The sequence below is a fragment of the Janthinobacterium sp. CG_23.3 genome (assembly GCF_046115965.1).
In the GTDB taxonomy this organism is placed as follows: domain Bacteria; phylum Pseudomonadota; class Gammaproteobacteria; order Burkholderiales; family Burkholderiaceae_D; genus Janthinobacterium.
The window spans coordinates 19,367-36,767 of record NZ_JBJXIB010000010.1 but is presented as its reverse complement, the minus strand read 5'-3'; the positions used below and the strand labels follow the sequence as shown (position 1 = coordinate 36,767).

At 65.5% G+C, this 17,401-nt stretch carries 19 protein-coding genes; 10 read left to right on the top strand and 9 right to left on the bottom strand.

Annotated features, from left to right (window positions below; all coding sequences use genetic code 11):
• Positions 1-33: 33 nt before the first annotated feature.
• Both ACFDR9_RS04940 and ACFDR9_RS04935 read right to left on the bottom strand, forming a co-directional pair.
• Entirely contained in the window at positions 34-633 is a 600-nt protein-coding gene (locus tag ACFDR9_RS04940) for a cupin domain-containing protein (RefSeq protein ID WP_051068204.1), read from the bottom strand.
• Positions 634-643: 10 nt separating this feature from the next.
• Positions 644-2,386 carry a GMC oxidoreductase gene (locus tag ACFDR9_RS04935; RefSeq protein WP_017875017.1) on the bottom strand — a complete coding sequence of 581 codons (1,743 nt, stop codon included), beginning with the start codon at positions 2,384-2,386 and terminating at the stop codon, positions 644-646.
• Positions 2,387-2,704: 318 nt separating this feature from the next.
• Here ACFDR9_RS04935 and ACFDR9_RS04930 point away from each other — a divergent pair, with 318 nt between their 5' ends.
• From ACFDR9_RS04930 to ACFDR9_RS04920, 3 genes are all read left to right on the top strand, one after another.
• Positions 2,705-4,957: a PhoX family phosphatase gene (locus ACFDR9_RS04930; protein WP_017875018.1), complete on the top strand. Its 2,253-nt coding sequence runs from the start codon at positions 2,705-2,707 to the stop codon at positions 4,955-4,957.
• Positions 4,958-5,141: 184 nt separating this feature from the next.
• Positions 5,142-5,333 (top strand): hypothetical protein, encoded by a 192-nt coding sequence (locus ACFDR9_RS04925; protein WP_198291981.1) that lies wholly within the window; start codon positions 5,142-5,144, stop codon positions 5,331-5,333.
• Between the two features lie 3 nt (positions 5,334-5,336).
• Positions 5,337-5,537 (top strand): hypothetical protein, encoded by a 201-nt coding sequence (locus ACFDR9_RS04920; protein WP_409030253.1) that lies wholly within the window; start codon positions 5,337-5,339, stop codon positions 5,535-5,537.
• A 20-nt stretch (positions 5,538-5,557) separates the two neighbouring features.
• Here ACFDR9_RS04920 and ACFDR9_RS04915 read toward each other — a convergent pair whose 3' ends face one another.
• Both ACFDR9_RS04915 and ACFDR9_RS04910 read right to left on the bottom strand, forming a co-directional pair.
• A complete protein-coding gene (locus ACFDR9_RS04915) occupies positions 5,558-5,965 on the bottom strand; it encodes a DUF4124 domain-containing protein (RefSeq protein ID WP_409030252.1) in 408 nt (135 codons plus the stop codon).
• 177 nt (positions 5,966-6,142) lie between these two features.
• Positions 6,143-7,045: a LysR family transcriptional regulator gene (locus tag ACFDR9_RS04910; protein ID WP_017875022.1), complete on the bottom strand. Its 903-nt coding sequence runs from the start codon at positions 7,043-7,045 to the stop codon at positions 6,143-6,145.
• 105 nt (positions 7,046-7,150) lie between these two features.
• On the opposite strand from ACFDR9_RS04910, the gene ACFDR9_RS04905 reads away from it, so the two are divergent.
• From ACFDR9_RS04905 to ACFDR9_RS04895, 3 genes are all read left to right on the top strand, one after another.
• Positions 7,151-8,155, top strand: a complete 1,005-nt coding sequence (locus ACFDR9_RS04905) for a DMT family transporter (RefSeq protein ID WP_409030251.1) — start codon at positions 7,151-7,153, stop codon at positions 8,153-8,155.
• A gap of 110 nt (positions 8,156-8,265) precedes the next feature.
• Positions 8,266-9,477, top strand: a complete 1,212-nt coding sequence (locus ACFDR9_RS04900) for an MFS transporter (RefSeq protein WP_035788115.1) — start codon at positions 8,266-8,268, stop codon at positions 9,475-9,477.
• Positions 9,474-10,100 (top strand): metalloregulator ArsR/SmtB family transcription factor, encoded by a 627-nt coding sequence (locus ACFDR9_RS04895; protein ID WP_017875025.1) that lies wholly within the window; start codon positions 9,474-9,476, stop codon positions 10,098-10,100. Before ACFDR9_RS04900 ends, ACFDR9_RS04895 begins: the two co-directional genes overlap by 4 nt.
• An 89-nt stretch (positions 10,101-10,189) precedes the next feature.
• Here the strand turns inward: ACFDR9_RS04895 and ACFDR9_RS04890 are convergent, their stop codons facing one another.
• From ACFDR9_RS04890 to ACFDR9_RS04880, 3 genes are all read right to left on the bottom strand, one after another.
• A complete protein-coding gene (locus tag ACFDR9_RS04890) occupies positions 10,190-11,131 on the bottom strand; it encodes a serine hydrolase (RefSeq protein ID WP_017875026.1) in 942 nt (313 codons plus the stop codon).
• 292 nt (positions 11,132-11,423) lie between these two features.
• On the bottom strand, positions 11,424-11,642 hold the full coding sequence (locus tag ACFDR9_RS04885; protein WP_017875027.1) for a molybdopterin-binding protein: 219 nt from the start codon (positions 11,640-11,642) through the stop codon (positions 11,424-11,426).
• 180 nt (positions 11,643-11,822) lie between these two features.
• Positions 11,823-12,857 carry a sulfate ABC transporter substrate-binding protein gene (locus ACFDR9_RS04880; protein WP_035788121.1) on the bottom strand — a complete coding sequence of 345 codons (1,035 nt, stop codon included), beginning with the start codon at positions 12,855-12,857 and terminating at the stop codon, positions 11,823-11,825.
• A gap of 315 nt (positions 12,858-13,172) precedes the next feature.
• Here ACFDR9_RS04880 and ACFDR9_RS04875 point away from each other — a divergent pair, with 315 nt between their 5' ends.
• Entirely contained in the window at positions 13,173-13,700 is a 528-nt protein-coding gene (locus ACFDR9_RS04875) for a GNAT family N-acetyltransferase (protein ID WP_026132472.1), read from the top strand.
• A 33-nt stretch (positions 13,701-13,733) separates the two neighbouring features.
• Here the strand turns inward: ACFDR9_RS04875 and ACFDR9_RS04870 are convergent, their stop codons facing one another.
• The gene (locus ACFDR9_RS04870) at positions 13,734-14,549 is read right to left on the bottom strand and encodes a class II glutamine amidotransferase (RefSeq protein WP_081611743.1); all 816 of its coding nucleotides are present in this window, start codon (positions 14,547-14,549) and stop codon (positions 13,734-13,736) included.
• 223 nt (positions 14,550-14,772) lie between these two features.
• Between ACFDR9_RS04870 and ACFDR9_RS04865 the strand changes: the two genes are divergently transcribed.
• Both ACFDR9_RS04865 and ACFDR9_RS04860 read left to right on the top strand, forming a co-directional pair.
• Positions 14,773-15,600: an EAL domain-containing protein gene (locus ACFDR9_RS04865; protein ID WP_051068208.1), complete on the top strand. Its 828-nt coding sequence runs from the start codon at positions 14,773-14,775 to the stop codon at positions 15,598-15,600.
• 103 nt (positions 15,601-15,703) lie between these two features.
• A complete protein-coding gene (locus tag ACFDR9_RS04860) occupies positions 15,704-16,438 on the top strand; it encodes a DUF882 domain-containing protein (protein WP_026132473.1) in 735 nt (244 codons plus the stop codon).
• Between the two features lie 123 nt (positions 16,439-16,561).
• Here ACFDR9_RS04860 and ACFDR9_RS04855 read toward each other — a convergent pair whose 3' ends face one another.
• A complete protein-coding gene (locus ACFDR9_RS04855; RefSeq protein ID WP_035787526.1) occupies positions 16,562-16,774 on the bottom strand; it encodes a DUF3460 family protein in 213 nt (70 codons plus the stop codon).
• A 150-nt stretch (positions 16,775-16,924) separates the two neighbouring features.
• Here ACFDR9_RS04855 and ACFDR9_RS04850 point away from each other — a divergent pair, with 150 nt between their 5' ends.
• A complete protein-coding gene (locus ACFDR9_RS04850) occupies positions 16,925-17,362 on the top strand; it encodes a hypothetical protein (protein ID WP_017875034.1) in 438 nt (145 codons plus the stop codon).
• Positions 17,363-17,401 lie beyond the last annotated feature (39 nt).

Here is a 17,401-nt window from a genome sequence, read left to right as displayed (position 1 = left end):
ATGCGACCCCGATCGGTGCAAGCCCGGCGCGTGTCAGCTTGGACTGCCCAGGCGCGCGATGATGGCGGCCTGCGCCGGGAATTGCGCCTGCAGCGCGCTGATCTGCGCCGCGCTCGGACGCGACGAGTCGCGCTTGTCCCAGGCCGGGGCCAGGCTGCAACTGACCAGCGCGTACCCGGGGCCCAGCAGTTCGGCGCCAAACCACTGCTGGCCGCGCGCGACGCCGTGAAACGACTGGCCCTGCTCGAGATCGGCGCCGATATCGCAACTGGTGTAGAGCCCGGTGTCGGCAAACGCGTGCAGCCGGATGGCGCTACCCTGGTGGAAGAACCACTGCTCGTCCTGGTTGAGGCCGTGCAGTTGGAGCACCGTGCTGGCTTTGAGCAGGAAGTAGTTGCTCGAGTAAATCGGGCGGTCGCCGTCGAAGCGCTCGGGCAGGGTCGCGCGCAGTAGCGTGGCCGCGCCGCCCGGTCCCGGCGCCACGTAGCCGCCGATGCCGGTCGGCTGCAGTCGCAGTCGCGCGATCAGCCGGTCGGCCGGGTCGCCGGTGGCGGCAAAGGACTCGGCGCCGCCGATGTTGTTGGCGTTGCTGGCGCCGCCGTCGGCGGCGCAAAAGGTGTTGGGCGTGTGCATCCGGGCGTCCTCAGGCGCGCGGGCCGGTTGGTTCAAGCAGTTGGTCGGCCAAGTCCTGGGCCAGCGCCACCATGGTCATGGTCGGGTTCCACGAGCCGCTGGCCGGCCACAGCGCGCCGCCGGTGACGTAGACGTTCTGCACGCCATGGGGGCGGTAGTCGAGGCCGACGACGCCCTCGCCGTTGTCGCCCAGCCACAGGCTGGAGCCTTCGTGCACCAGGCCGCCGACGCGGCGCTGCGCGACGGCGGGGCGCGCGTCCGACCACTCGCCTTGGTTCGGCTCGCCGTGCCAGTACTGGACGCGGCCAGCCTTCGGCGCCAACGCCCGTTCCAGCATTTCAAAGGTGGCGTGGTCCATCGTGTCCCAGGTCGCGCGGTCGGTGTCGTTCGCCAGCACTTGCAGCGTGACGTTGCTGGTCGGATCGTCCTGGCCGTTCAGGCGCAGGTGGTTGTCCGGGTTCCTGAAGTCGGTTTCGCCCAGCACCGCGCAGACGAACACCAGATAGTCCTGCGAGCTTTCCAGCTGGGCCAGCGAGGCGGTGGCGACGACGTCGGGCATGTAACGCGCCGCTTTTGGCGCGTTCTCGGCGGGATTGAGGTCGGACAGCACCGACAGCTGGACGTGGTATTGCATGCCGCTGTCGGGATTTTTCCCGGCCAGGTAGATCGCCGCCAGCTCGAGTTCGGCCAGTTTGTCGGCGAACGGGTAGTCGCTGCGCGGGATGCGCGCCACGATCGAGGTGATGAAGTGGGCGGTGAAGCGCGCGCCGGCGTTCTTTACTTGCGGGAAGGAGTTCATCAGCAGGGTCGCCGGCGGCAGCGTGCCCATGGCCAGCACCAGTTTGGCGCTGCCGATGCTGACCGTGCCGCGCGAGGTGTCGAGCGCGGTGGCGACGCCGTCCTGTTCGAAGATTTGCTTGACGACGCAGTTGGTGACGATTTTCAGCGGCGCGCCCTGGTTGGCGGCGCTCAGCCGGGCCTGTTTGGCGGCCAGCTCGAGCATCACCGACGGGGTGGAGAATTTGGCGAAATCGAGGCCTTTCTGCTGGCCCGCGCCGGCCGCCAACGGCGCGGCCATGCAGCGGGTCGCCGTTTCGATTTTATGCAGGTTGTCCTGCAACATGGTTTGCAGGCTCAGTTGCAGCGTGCCGTAGACGGGGCGTTGCTGCGCGACGTGGGCCAGTACGGCGGGCGGCAGGCCGGCGTCGATCTGGTCGGCCGGCACCACGTTGAGCAGTTTTTCAGCCGACTCGAAGTTTTTTTGCGCGGCCGCGATCGCCTGTTTCGGCCAGTACTGCATTTCGTCGGCGGTCGGCCGCGGGCACCAGGCGCTCCACATGATGCTGCGGCCGCCGAAGAACGGCACCATGCCGTGCTGGAAGTTGATGTTGCCCGCCGGCTGTTGCGCGGTGCTGCGCGCCAGCGTCCACGGGAACGTTTCCGACAGGCCGCCCAAGGTGCTCTGGTAAGGCAGCGGCAGGTTCTGGAAATGCTCGGGCAGGAAGAACGGGCCGCGCTCGACGATCAGGATCTTGCTGTGCGGTTTGGCGCCGAGGATGCGCTCGGCGAACGCCAGCGAGCAAAAGCCGCTGCCGACAATGATGTAGTCAAACTGGTCTTGCTCGCGCGCCTCCTTCCAGCCGCCTTCGGAGAGGAAGAAGACGTGGTCCATGACGTTTTGCGGGGTCGGATGCTGCGGCCCGGGAGTGGGGTAGCCATTGGCGAACTGCTTGCTGGACGAGTATGTTTTCATTGTAGTTTTAGCCAGAAGAAAAGAACGTTGAATGGCACGGCAGCGTAAGCCCCATTCGGTAACGACAAGGCTCGGGGCCTGCAACATACCGTGGCTGAGATGGATAGTATTTCAATAAATTTTCGCAACTCTATTCAATTGTCACGTTTGCCGCACGGTAGAGGGCGCCCGGCGCCGCCTCCCGCCGGTCGCGCCGGTTGCGCGCGCCGACTATTCTCGCCAGGAAATTCTGTTTGCTGCTGTTCAAGTCACAATCTTGTCATTTTTCATCTCTAGAATGAGCGCGGTCAGTTCCCTTACCCCTCACTAGAAAAGCTCATGAACAGCAAAGACCGCGTACCAGCAGCCATTGATCCGGATGACATCGGCTACAACGACACCCCGAATGAACACTTCAGCGACATCCTCGACAAGCGGGTGAGCCGGCGCAATCTGCTGCGCGGCGGCGCCGCGTCGGCCGCCAGCGTCATGTTGGGTTCGTTGGGACTGAGCGCCTGCGGCGGCGACAGCACCGCCGCGCCGGTGGCGCCGGTGGTGCCGCCGGTGGTCGTGCCGGTCGAGAAACTGCTCAGCTTTACCGCCGTCGGCAAGAGCCTGGCCGACGCCGTCGTGGTGCCGGCCGGTTACACTGCCAGCATTATTTATGCGCTGGGCGATCCGCTTAACGCCGCCACGCCGGCCTACAAGAACGACGGCACTGACACCGATTTCGAGAACCGCGCCGGCGACCACCACGACGGTATGGAGTTCTTCGGGCTGGGCGCCGACGGCAAAGCGTCGAGCAGCAGCGTCGGGCGCGGCCTGCTGGGCGTCAACCACGAGGCCACCACCAACGAGTCGCGCGCGTCGTTCTTCATCCACGCCAACGGCGGCACCAACACGCTGCCGCGCCCGGCCGCCGAAATCGACAAGGAAACCGCGCTGCACGGCGTCTCCTTCGTCGAAGTGCGCAAGGCCGGCGGCAAGTGGGAATACGTCAAGGATTCCAGCTTCAACCGCCGCATCACCTGCCTGACCGAGTGCGAGCTGTCCGGCCCGGTACGCGGCAACGCGCTGGCGGTGACCAAGTATTCGGGCAACGGCACCAAGATCCGCGGCACGCTGAACAACTGCGGCACCGGCAAAACGCCTTGGGGCAGCTTTGTCAGCGGCGAGGAAAACTGGTCCGGCTACTTCACCCGCGGCGCCGCCGACGATGCCGCGCGCGGCAACGATAAGAGCGTGGCCTCGCTCAAGCGCTACGGCCGCAACCAGGGCGCGTCCTCGCGCCACGGCTGGGAAAGCGGCGGCGCCGACGACAAGTACGCGCGCTGGAACATCGGCAAGCTGGGCGCGTCGAGCAACGGCAGCGACGACTACCGCAACGAAATGAACGGCATGGGTTACATCCTCGAAGCCGATCCGTACAACAAGACCAAGGCCGCCAAGAAGCGCACCGCGCTGGGCCGTTACGCGCACGAAAGCGCGGCCTTCGGCAAGCTGGTCGCGGGCCAGCCGCTGGCGGTCTACATGGGCGACGACTCGCGCAACGAATACATCTACAAGTATGTGTCGGGCGCGGTGTGGAACGCGGCCGACGCGACCCCGTCGGACCTGCTGGCAACCGGCGACAAGTACCTCGATTCCGGCAAGCTGTACGTGGCCAAGTTCGCCGCCGACGGCAGCGGTTCGTGGATCGAACTGGCGATCGGCAATCCGAAGATCGCCGCCTACGCCGGTTACGCCTTCGCCGACCAGGCCGACGTGCTGGTCAACGCCCGCCTTGCCGGCGACGCCGTCGGCGCCACCAAGATGGACCGTCCGGAGTGGTGCTCGGTGAATCCGGCCAACGGCGAAGTGTATTTCTCGTTGACCAACAACAGCAACCGCAACGTCAACGCCAGCGGTTCCTCGCAACTGGTGCCGGACAGCGCCAATCCGCGCGCCTACACCGATTTGAAGGGGAGTAGCGAGCAAAAAGGCAATCCGAACGGTCACATTCTGCGCGTCAAGGAAGGCGCCGCCGGCGCCACCGCCCTGGCGTTCACATGGGACGTGTATCTGTTTGGCGCCGAGTCGGGCGCCGCCGCCGACAAGGTCAACCTGTCGAGCCTGACCTCGGACCAGGACTTCTCCAGCCCGGACGGCCTGGCGTTCAGCCCGTCGACCGGCATCATCTGGATCCAGACCGACGACGGCGCCTATACCGACGTGACCAACTGCATGATGTTGGCGGGTTTGCCCGGCCAGGTCGGCGACGGCAAGAAAGTGTCGCTGAGCTACCCGACCACCGCCGGCGCGCCGCTGCTGGTCGATACCTACGTCGGCAAGGCGCCGAGCACCGATACGCTGAAGCGTTTCCTGGTCGGCCCGGTCGACAGCGAAATCACCGGCATTTGCGAAACGCCGGACGGCAAGGCGCTGTTCATCAATATCCAGCATCCGGGCGAAGGAACCAGCCAGGCCAACATCGGCGATACGACGAAGTACAGCAGCTTGTGGCCGAGCAACGCCGGCTATGGCGCCGGCAAGCGTCCGCGTTCGGCCACTATTGTCATTACCAAGAACGACGGCGGCCGCATCGGTAGTTAAGCGGCCTTAGGCGATGCGAAGGGCGGGGTCGGTGGAGAACCGGTCCCGCCCTTTTTTTATGCCGGGTCGCCCCGATATGTCGATGAATAGGAGGTCTATACTATGGATTTGGCACAGCCGAGGCTGCCGCCGCGGTATCGCGGCATCGCTCGCATTGATAGAGAATGCAACTTAGGGAGGTGACATGGGTGCGTTGTTAGCTTTAGCGTTGTTGGTGCTTCCGCTGTGGAAAATCTGCGGGCGCGCCGGCTTTCCTCCGGCTTTGGCGCTCGTTGCCATTGTTCCGGTGCTCGGTTTGCTGGTCGTCGCCGGTATCCTGGCGTTCGCCGAATGGCCGGCGGCGGCGCGGCGGCGTCTGTCGTCGCCGGGGGGCTAAGCCATGGGCATGTTTCCAATGAAGTACTGGCTACTGTTCATGCTGGCGCTGGTGGTGCCGGCGCTGCTGTTTTCACGCATACTGCCGAAGGCTGGGTATCCGTCCTGGTGGGCGCTACTGGCCATGGTGCCGGGCGTGAATCTGATCGCGCTGTATTTGCTTGCCTTCTCGGCCTGGCCGAAGTGCGAGCAAAGTCCGAACTAGAAAAGCGCCCCGGAAGACGTTTAGTTGAGGCCGGCCAGGCGCTGCTGGCGCATCAGCGACGACGCATGGTCCGACGCCTGCATGTTCAGGCGGGCGGCGCGCAGTGTCGCCGCGTCCGCCGACATCGTTGGCATGGCGGCGCGCTTGGCCAATACGACGCGCGGGCGCCCTTGGGTGGTGGCGGCGAAGCGCTCCAGCGTTACCGTTCTGACCGCGCTGGCCGGCGCGACTGGCGCCTCCGCCGCGGCCTCGACCGGCGCCGCCGCCGGCGTCAATGCGATTTGCGTGCCGCCCTGGCATGGTTGGTCGGTCAAGACGACATGGCCGGCCACGTCTACGCATTTAACGATCTCGGAGCCGGCCATTGCGGCCGATGCGGCCATCATGCAGCTCAAAAAAAGTGTGGTGGTGAAGGCGGGGCGGTTCATGGTCGTACTCCTGTTTGGTTGATGAATCCATTTTGCTGGAGTACGGCTACGGCATCCGTTCGGTGGCACACGTTGGCGCTGGCAAATCGACATTAAAGTTAACCAAAACCAACGACGCAAACCGGGGGCGGACCCCGAGGGCCTTTGCTATGTTTTAAGCGCTGCCGGCCGGCTCACTTAACGGCGGGACGCGAACACGAGCGTGGGCGCCACTTCCTTGGCGACGTCGAGGAAGGCGATGGTGGCGGGGCTGTTTTGGCGCCGGTCGCGCACCGCCAGTCCGACCCGGCGCGTGGCGGGCGGGTCGAGCGGCACCTTGACCAGGCCGGGGTAGTTGCCCGCCAGCCGGTCCGGCAGCGCCAGTTCGGCCACGATGCTCACGCCGATGCCGCGCTCGACCATGCCGAGGATGGTGATGACCTGGGCGATCCGGTAGCGCACCTGCGGCGCCAGGCCGGCCGCCGTGAACAAGGGTTCGATCAACGCGGCGCAGCCGGCCTCGGACATGATGAAGGGCGCGTCGCACAGCCGCGCCAGCGCGACCGAGGGCCGGGTCGCCAACGGGTGCGTACGCGGCAGCAACGCCACCAGTTGGTCCTGCGCCAGCGCGACGGTGTGGAAGCGTTCCTGCGGCAGGACGACGAAGCCGACGTCGACGCGCCGCTCGAGTATCCACTGGGTCACTTCGTCGTCGCCGCCCTCGTCGACCCGCACTTCGATGCCGGGGTAGCGGCGCTGGTATTCGTCGAGGATGGCCGGCAGCAGTTTGAGCGAGGAGGTCGGTCCGAACGAGCCGATGCGCAGCGAGCCGCGGCGCTGGCCGCGCGCGTCGGCCACTTCCTGGCGCATGGCCTCGGACAGGCCGAGGATTTCGCGCGCCCGCAGCAGCAGTTGGCGGCCGATGTCGGTGAGTTCGACGCTGGCTTGGTGGCGCACCAGCAGTTCGACGCCGAGTTCGCGTTCGAGCCCCTTGAGCGCGTGCGACACCGCCGACTGGCTGATCGACAGCTTGGCGGCGGCGGCGGTGAAGCCGCGCAGTTCCGCGACCAGCGCGAAGATTTCCAGTTGGGTAAAAGTCATGGGGGGGGTATGAGCTTTCGCTCATTTTTCTATGAGTTGGGATTAGCATTAATATATAGCGACGCGACTCCCCGCGCAAGCCAGCAGCACCGTCCAGGATACCGTATGCCGACACCCGCCTCGCCCGCCACCGCCACCGCCACCGCCACCGCCACCGCCACCGCCACCGCCGCATCGGCGTTCCCGCCGCCCAGCCAGCGCGCCGCCGCCGCGCCGACCGCCGCGCTGGTCTACATCAAGCTGGTGCTGGTGGCGCTGTTCTGGGGCGGCACCTTCATCGCCGGGCGCGTGGTGGCCCAGGCGCTGCCGGCGATGACGGCGGCCACCGGGCGTTTCGCGGTGGCGGTGGCGCTGCTGTTGCTGCTGGCCTGGAAGGTCGAGGGCGGCCTGCCGCGCCTGAACAAGACCCAGCTGGCGACGACGGCGGCGCTCGGCTTCACCGGCATCTTCCTGTACAACCTGTGTTTTCTGGCGGCGCTGGCGCGCATGCCGGCCGGCCGCACCGCGTTGTTCGTGGCGCTGAATCCGATCGTGACGGCGCTGGCCTCGGCCTGGCTGTTGCGCGAACGCCTGGGCGGCATCAAATGGCTGGGCATCGCGGTGGCCTTCGCCGGCACCGCCGTCGTCATCACCCGCGGCGACCCGCTCGGCGCCCTGGACGACCTGGGCCAGTCGATCGGGGCGGGGGAGTTGCTGATGTTCTGCGCCATTTGCAGCTGGGCCGCCTACACGATGATCGGCCGCTCGGCCTTGAAGGGGCTGACGCCGATCGCCGCCACCACTTATGCCGCGATGTGGGGGCTGGCGCTGCTGGCCGGCGGCGCCGCGCTGGAGTTCTCGTCGATCGCCTGGTCGGCGCTGGGCTGGCGGGCGTGGGCATCGATCGCCTATCTCGGCGTGTTCGGCACGGTACTGGGTTTTGTCTGGTACTACGAGGGCGTGAAGGCGATCGGACCGTCGCGCACGGCCGTGTTCAACAATCTGGTGCCGGTGTTCGGCATCGCGCTGGCCGCCGTCTTGCTCGACGAGCCGGTGCTGGTATCGATGCTGGTGGGCGGCGCCATGGCCATCGTCGGGGTGTTCCTGACCAATCGCCCGGGCGGCAGGTAGCGCCGCGCCGGCCCGCCACAGGATCCCTCGTTGGATTAAGTAAACATCTTAGTTTACTTAATCAACACTCATCGGTATATTCGTGGCTATCCCGACTCTTGAAGATGTCCATGAAAACCGCGCTGTTGATTACCGCCGCCTGCCTGCTGGCCCTGCTGTCGACGACCGGGGCATCGCTGCCGTTCCCTATCCTGCCGCCGCTGTTCGCCGCCGGCGCCGCCAACGACTTCAATCATTTCCTCGGGCTGCCACCGAAGTTCCTGTTTGGCCTGGCGCTGATGATCAACCCGCTCGGCCTGCTGATCGGTTCGGCGCTGCTGGGGCCGCTGTCGGACCGTTACGGCCGCGGTCCCGTGCTGCTGGTCACGGCGTTTGGCGCCGCCGCCGGCCACGCCATCACGGCGCTGGCGCTGATGCTGCAATCGTATCCCTTGTTCATCGTCGCGCGCTTCGTGACGGGTCTGCTCGAAGGCAACGGCTCGGTGGCGCGCGCCCTCCTGGCCGACCGCCTGCAGGGACCGCTGCGGCTGCGCGCAATGTCGTGGCTGAACGGCGCCTTCTATATGGGCTGGCTGGTCGGCCCGCTACTGGCCGGCTTTACGCTGGACTGGGGCTTGACGACGCCGTTCTGGATCGCTGTCGGCGCGCTGTTGCTGGCGGCGCTGCTGGTGCTGGTGGCGCTGCCGCGCGAGGCGTCGTCGCTGGCGACGACGTCGTGGTGGCAGGTGGCGCGCGAGCGCCACTCGCTGAACCTGCTGCGCCACACGGAGCTGCGCAAGTTGTTCGGCGTGCAACTGGCCTACACCTGCGGCGTCACCGCGTTCTACGAGTTTTACCCGCTGTGGCTGGTGGAGGTGGCGCGCTACGACAGCCGCGGCATCGCCTGGGTCAACATGGCGCTGTGCGGCCTGATGACGCTGGCGTCGCTGTTCGGCGGCGGCCCGAGCGCGGCCGAACCGCTGCGCCGCGCGGCCCGCTTCGCCTTCGGCGGCGCGCTGGCGGTGGCGCTGGTGGCGGTCGGCAACGTCTGGATCGGGCTGCTGGCGATCGCCCTGTTCGGCATCCCGAACGCGCTCTACAACTCGGTGGTGCAGGGCTGGTGCGCCGAACGCTTCGGCGGCTACGGCCAGGGCGCGGTGATGGGCTTGCTGTCGACGACGTTCTGCGTGGCGAATATTTTGATGGCCTTGATCGGCGCCGTGCTGACGCTGATCGACACGCGCCTGATCCTGCTGCTGGGGGCGGCGCTGAGCGCCTGGGCCGGCTGGCGCATGCTGGGCTGGCGGGTGGCGCCGGCGGCGGTGGGCGGGGTGGCGCCATGAACACCGCCGAACGCATGCTGTACCTGCTCAAGACGCGCGGCCCGCAAACCGCGCAGCAACTGGCGCAATTGCTGGAACTGACGTCGATGGGCGCGCGGCGCCAGCTCGAGGCGGCCGGGGAAAAGGGCCTGGTCGGCTTCGAGGAAGTGGCCGACAAGGTGGGCCGGCCGTCGCGGCGCTGGATGTTGAGCGACGCCGGCCACGCGCGCTTCCCCGACCGCCACGCCGAGCTGACGCTGCAATTGATCGTGCAGGCGCGCGAACTGTTCGGCGAGGAGGGGCTGGAGCGGCTGATCGTCGCGCGCGAGCGCAGCAGCGAAGCGCACTACCGCGCCAGCGTTGACGCGCACGCCGCCTTGCCGGCGCGCGTGGCGGCGCTGGCCCGGGCGCGCGACGCCGAGGGCTACCTGGCCAACGCCGAGCCGCAGGCCGACGGCAGCGTGCTACTGGTCGAAAACCACTGTCCGATTTGCGCGGCGGCGCGCGAGTGCCAGAATTTTTGCCGCTCCGAACTCAACGTATTCCAGCGTGTGCTCGGCGCCGGCTGCACGGTCGCGCGCAGCGAGCACCTGCTGGCGGGCCAGCGGCGCTGCGTCTACGTCATCAAAGCGGTGGCGGCGTAAAGCGTTCGGCGACGCTAAAAAAACAAGGGCGTCCCGGCACTTTGCCTTTGGTGTGTTTCAGCGTTGCCGGCCCGCTAACCAGGCCCCGCCTAGTGGGCGACGCGGTGAACGCGGCGGCTTGGCGCCTTGGCGATGCGCGTTTTCTTGCGCGGCGACGCCTTCAGCACCACCGGCTTGGCGCTGCCGCCGGCCGAGATCAGGCGTTGCTTGCGCAGCGAGACCTTCATCACCTTCGGCTCGGCTTCGTCGCCGGCGATGAAGCGGCGGATGTTCAGCGCGTCCATCACGCGGGCCGAATTGGCGCGGGCGTTGAGCAGCACCAGCGTGGCGTTCCTGCCGGCCGATTTGAAGCGCATGATCAGGCAGCGGCCGGCTTCTTCCGTGTAGCCGGTTTTCGACAGCCCGATTTCCCAGCCTTTGGCGCCGACCAGGCGGTTCGAGTTGTGGTACTGGACCTGGCGGCCGTTGATGTTGATGACGTCCTCGGAATCGGTGGTGATGCGGCGGATGTCGGCGTAGGTGGAGGCGGCCACGGCCATCTTGATCAGGTCGGCGGCGGTCGAGCGGTTGTTCGGCGACAGGCCGGTCGGCTCCTCGATCACGGTCTGGGTCATGCCCAGCGCCTTGATCTTGGCGTTGACGGCGAGGGCGAACGCGGTCGGGCCGCCCGGGTAGGTGCGGCCCAGCGCGGCCGCCGCGCGGTTGTCGGACGACATGAGCGCCAGTTGCAGCATGTCCTGGCGGCTCAGGGTGGCGCCGACCGGCACGCGCGACGTGCTGTGCTTGAGCATGTCGACGTCGTTCTTGTCGATGCTGATCGGGGCGTTCATGTCGGGTTTCGAATCGAGCACGACCATGGCGGTCATCAGCTTGGTGAGCGAGGCGATCGGCACGACGACGTTGGAGTTTTTCTCCACCAGGATCTTGCCGGTGCCGTCTTCCACCACCAGCACGGATTGCGAACCGAGCGGAACGGCGAGGGCGACGGACGTCAGCGACGCCAGTACAACTGCGATAATTTTTTTAAACATGGGCTTTTTATGGGCTGGGACAGGGTGGGGCACCAGAAGAGGGTGCCACGCTAATATTTTGTGGGTCTGCGGCAATATTCTTGCCAAGAATAGACCATACCATTAAACCTTGATGTAGACCATGTTTTTCAGGAATTTTCTGCCTGTTTTTACGTCGCGGGGTCGTCATCTCCGCTTAATTTCAGTTAATAAGTTGCTAATTGTTGGAATAGATGGGCGCGGCGTCGACGAAAAAAAGCCCTGCGCGCTGGCAGGGCTGGTGTTGGGTGGCGGAGGGGCGGGGCGGGGGCCATTACTGGATCTTGGCGATCGATACCTCCGTTGATTTGACCAGGGCGATGACTTCGCTGCCGACCTTCAGGTCCAGGTCCTTGATCGAGCGCGTGGTGATGACCGAGGTGACGATGCCGTGCTCGGTTTCGACGTCGACTTCCGAGACCACCGAACCCAAGATGATTTCCTTGATCTTGCCCCTGAACTGATTGCGTACATTGATTTCTGAAATGGCCATCGTGTTTCCTATTCTTGAGTGAGGGGGCTGATCACGCTATGGCGCTTGAGTTCAGATTAACGTCGCGCCGCTGTTTTGGGAACGAAGCGATTCGCATATTCATATGCGTCATATGCGCACATGAAAAAACCGGGGCGCGGCCCCGGTTTTTTTGTCGTGTGCGCCGGGCCCCCCTGGCGCTTACTTGCTCTGGTAGATCTTGTCGAATTCGCCGCCATCGTCGAAGTGCTTCTTTTGCGCCTGCTGCCAACCGCCGAAGACCTCGTCGACGGTGAACAGCTTGATCGGCTTGAAGGTGGCGGCGTACTTCTTGGCCACCGCCGGCGAGCGCGGCCGCAGGAAGTGCTTGGCGGCGATTTCCTGGCCCGGCTCGGAGTACAGGTATTGCAGGTAGGCCGTGGCCTGCTTGCGGATGCCGCGCCGGTCGACGACCTTGTCGACCACGGCCACCGGCGATTCGGCCAGGATCGAGGCCGGCGGGTAGACCACCTCGAAGTTATCGCCGAACTCGGTGCGCACCAGTTGCACCTCGTTTTCAAACGTCACCAGCACGTCGCCGATCTCGCGCTGCGTGAAGGTGGTGGTGGCCGCGCGCCCGCCGGTGTCGAGCACCGGCACGTTTTTGAACAGCTTGCCGACCAGCTCGCGCGCCTGCGCCTCGCTGCCGCCTTGCTTGATCACATGGCCCCAGGCCGCCAGATAGGTGTAGCGGCCGTTGCCCGAGGTTTTCGGATTGGGCACCACCACCTTGACGCCGGGCTTGGCCAGGTCGTCCCAGTTCTTGATCTGCTTCGGATTGCCCTTGCGTACCAGGTACACCATGGTCGAATAGAACGGCGCGGCGTTGTTCGGGAAGCGCTTGGCCCAGTCCGGCGCGACCAGGCCGCGCTCGACCAGCAGGTCGATGTCGTTGGCCTGGTTCATCGTCACCACCGACGCCTCCAGGCCGTCGGCGACCGAGCGCGCCTGCTTGCTGGAGCCGCCGTGCGACTGGTTGACGCTGACCGTTTCGCCTGTGTTCTTTTTCCACTCGGCGATGAAGGCCGGGTTGATTTCCTTAAACAGTTCGCGCATGACGTCGTAGGAGACGTTCAGCAGCGCCGGTTCGGCCGCCAGCGCGGGGCTCAACGGCAGCGCCAGGGCCGCGACGGCGGCGGCGAGGAACCAGCGGCGCGGCTGGGCGGCAAGTTTTAAGGAGGCAAATTTGATGGTCATAATCAACTCATATTGTGAAGACAGACGGTCATAGTCTAAAATCCGCCCCGAAAAAGCCAAGAACTTTTCGTAATATGCTTAGATGTGCCTGACGCATAGCTTGCCGTGCGGGTCGCCGGGCGCGCCGAAAACGCATATGTTTTTTTGAAATGATTCGTGGGAAAAAGGCCGCGCCGACGCTAGGCTGTGTGCTGCAGCGTTCGCGTGAAAGCACGGTTTTTGCTGCTTGGTGTATAGTCGAAAGTGCGTATTGAGGGGCAGTTTGGGAGTCCATGTCGGCTTGATTTCGCTATTGGTATTATTTTGTGAGTGCACATGAGTCTTGAAATTCGTATTGCAACGTCGACTGACGCGTTCGAGGCGTGCGGTGTCTTGCGCCGCTCGATTACCGAATGCTGCCGCCTGGATCATCAGGACGATCCGGCCATCCTCGAGGCTTGGCTGGGCAACAAAACGCCGCAGATGGTGGCCGGCTGGTTCGCGTCGCCAACCAATTTTTCGCTCGTCGCGGTCGAGTCCGGCGCGGTCGTCGGCGTGGCCCTGTTGACGCGCGCCGGCAAGTTGGCGCTGTGCTATTTGTTGCCCGAGGCGCGGCGCCAGGGCGTCGGCCGGGCCTTGCTCGCGCGCACAGAAGCGCAGGCCAGGGAGTGGGGCATCAAGGCGCTGCAGTTGCACAGCACCGCCACCGCCGAGTCCTTTTACGCGGGCCAAGGGTATAGCGCCGGCGGCAGCGTCAAGTCGTCCTATGGCGTGGAAACGATATTTTTCTGGAAGCAACTCGACGCCGGCGCGGCCGGCGTCGACGCGAAACGCAAGCGTTTTTGTAATTGCAATAACGTCTGATTGGCTAGGCGGGCGGCCGGTTCCGGCCGCGCATCAGCAAATGCGCCATTGCGGCGTGCGCGCCGCGGCGCCGTCCGCCCCCGGCGCCAGCACTTTTCCCCCGCTGAACATTTTCAACTCGCCCGGCGCGAACGCGGTCCATTGCTCGTTCGAGGTCAGCGGTTCGGTGGCGATGACGGCGATGCGGTCGTCCAAGTGGTTGTGGCGGCGGAAGTCGATGCTCAGGTCGCAGTCGATCAGCGTCGCCCGGGCGAACGGATAGGCGCGCTCGACATAGTGCAGCGAGGTCGAGCAGCGGGCGAACAGGGTTTCGCCGTCGCACAGCAGGAAGTTGAAGGTGCCGTGTTGGGCGATCGGCGCGCTCAGCGCGTCAATGGCGGCGAACAGGGCGGCGCGCGCCGGCCGGCCGTACGGGAAACGTTGGCGCAGGCTTGCCAGCAGGTGGCAGAAGGCGCGCTCGCTGTCGGTTTCGCCGGCGGCGCGGTACTCGGCGTCGGCCGGCGCCTGCCAGGCCTTGAGGTCGCCGTTGTGGGCGAACGACCAGGTCGCGCCCCACAGGTCGCGGGTGAACGGGTGGGTGTTTTCCAGCGCGACGCGGCCCTGGGTGGCCTTGCGGATATGCGCGACGATGTTCCTGGCCTTGACCGGGTGTTGCTTGATCGACGCCGCCAGCGGCGAGTCGATCGACGCCAGCTCGTCGGTGTAGAGCTGGCAGCCGTCGCCGCAGTGGAAGGCGATGCCCCAGCCGTCCTTGTGCTCGCCGGTGCGGCCGCCGCGTTCGGCGAAACCCTCGAAGGAGAATCCCAGTGCGGCCGGTTTGCTGCTGTTCATTGCGAGTAGCTGGCACATGTGCGTTCCTGTCCGTGTCGAGTTTACTGGTGCCAAGCTTGAGAGTAAGCGGCGCCGCTGCCGGCGTGAAGGAATGTTTTTTTATATGCATATGCGGGGCGCCCTTATGCGCCGCGCGCATAAGCAACGCTGAAACGATTCGTGTTGCTTTGTGGCTTGCCGGCCTATCCTGCATGCTTTGGCGCCGGCGGTGATCCCGGGCGCCGCCATGCGAAGGAGTGTGATGCCGTTCCCCGTCTTGAAACACTATCTTGCCCGCCTGTCCGATCCGAGCCAGCCGGCCACCAGCGTCCGCCTTGATGCCGAGGGCAGGGCGCAGGGGCGTTTTTTCAATTGCACGATGACCAGCGCGTTCCAGCCGCTGCGCCAACTCGACTCCGGCGCGGTGATCGGCTTCGAGGGGCTGGCGCGCAGCGTGTCGGCGGCCGACGCCGGGCTATCGTTGTGGAAGCTGCTGGACCACGCCGCCAGCGACGACGAGTCGGTCGAACTCGACCGCCTGTGCCGGATGCTGCACGCGATTAATTTCTTCCGCCAGCAAGACGCCCAGCAGGCCGACTTGTACCTGAACGTGCACGATCGCCTGTTGAGCGCCGTCAGCAGCAACCACGGCTACGCCTTCCAGCGCATCCTCGACGCGCTGGGCTTGCCGATCGACCGTATCGTCTTGCAGTTGCCGGCGGTGACGCCGAACCAGGGCTGGTTGCTGAATTATGTCGCCGACAATTATCGCCGCAACGGCTTCCGTTTCGCCGTCAACGCCAGCGGTCCGCGCGAGGCCGCCGCCCTGCTCGAGCGGCTGCGTCCCGACGCCTTCAAGCTCGACTCCCGCGATCTCGCCGACGAGGCCGCGGTCGTCGACCTGCTGAAGGTGTGTGACGCGGCGCGCGTCAAGGTGGTTTTCAAGCGGCTGGAGTCGCGCAAGGAGTTCGAGACGCTGCTGCGGATCGGCGAGGCGGCCGGCTTGCCGGTGCTGGCGCAGGGTTATTTGCTGGATACGCCGGCGCCGCTGCTGCGGCCCGGCGCGCTGGAACTGCTGGCGCCGGCCTGAAGAGCGGCCGCGCACGCCGTCGTCAGCCCGCGCGATTGCCTGCGGGCTTTTTGTTTCCCCCTGCTATGCGCTATAGTAAACACCTTGTTTCAATGGGTAGAATATGGCATCGCGTAGAGATTTTCTTCAACAGGGGATGGGCGTGGCGGCCCTGGGCGTTATCACCAGTCCGATGATCGGCTGCGCCGCCCGCACGGTAACGCCGGCGCCGGTGGCAAGCGGGCGTCCGAAAGCGCTGGCCGCGGCCGCCAAGCCGGCCTCCGGCGCGGCCCGCTCCGCCGTCGCGCCGAGCCAGGGCGGCGCCGCCGAGATGGAGCCGCCGCCGGATATTTTCGACGCCCAGGCCTTGGACCTGGAATTCTGGTTGCGGCCGCGGGTGCTGGAAGTGACGCGCCCGGCCAGCAACGAACACGCCAAATTGCTGTACTGGAAAGACGGCGAGGTCATCGACTCCGCCTACCAACAGTTGTGCCATTTGCTGCGCGACGTGAACGGCAAGGAAACCGCGCCCATCGATCCGAAATTGCTGGAAACGTTGTGGGGCACGCAGGCCTTCGTGGCGCGTTACGGCATCGAGCATCCGCTGGAGATCCTGTCCGGCTACCGCACGCCGAATTCGAACAAGCGCCTGATCGAGGCCGGCGTGCCGGCCGCGCGCCAGTCGCTGCACATCTCGGGGCGCGCCGCCGATATCCGTATCCCGAATTTGAACGCCGAAGTGTTGGGCTCGCTGGTGAAAAGCTTCCGCAAGGGCGGGGTCGGGTTTTATTACCGCGCCGGTGCCAGGGGCGGCTGGATTCACGCCGACACCGGCTTGGCGCGGACGTGGAAGGGCTAGGCGGCCAAAACCAGGGGGCGCATCCCCGCTCTGCGCCTTAGTGCAATTTTCCTAGGCCGGCTTAGCTTAGCCCGCAATCCCTTGCGCGGCGTGGATAAGCCGACCGGTGGCGCCAGCGGCGTGCTAGTCGTAGGAATACGGCTTGGCCGGGACGTTGTCGCGCTTTTGCCGCTCCAGCTCGCTCAAGTCGATGTTGTGGTCCCAGTAGATGTACCAGCCGTGCCGTTGGCTCTGTTGCACTTCCGGATGCCCGTCGATGAAGTCGTCGATAAAGCGGGTGAATTCCGACACGTATCCAGCGTGGCCGGGTCGATAGCGGATGTCTTTTTTTCGCATGGCGCTTGGCTCCCTTATATTCCTATTTGACCGGCGCGGCGCGGCGCCGTTCCATCGCGCGGCGGTTATTTCGCCACGTTGCCGGCGAACAGGGGATAATATCGTCTTGGCTGGCCGCAGCAGGCCATCGCAACCAGATTCAGGATCATCATGCAAGGCGTCACAGAGAACGACAGCGATTCAACGGCGGAGCGGCCACGCTTTCGCCCCTGCCCGTGGCAGCCCCTGGAGTCGGCGTACGACGTCGAGCTGTGGATCGAGGAACACAACCGCAGCTTGCAGGAAAACATACGCCCGAACGAGAGCGGCTACGGCGTCTGCTTCACGCTGGCCGAGGGCGGCGACATTTTCATGCAGACCAGCGCCGACGGCGCCGTCGTCCTCGACGTGACCGCCGACGCCGAGTGGGTGGCGCCGCTGATCAGCGCCGCCACCCGCACCGAGGCGCCCGGCACGTCGCTGTGGATTTTGCCGGACGATAAGCTGATCCAACTGATCTTCGGCCTGAGCAGCCTGGTGGCGAGCACCACGCTGGTGGTCGGCCACCGGTTCGGCGCGAAACGCCGTTCCATCGGCGTTGGCCGCTGAGCGGCGCCCGATCTTTGCGCTGGGTCAGCCCGGCACCAC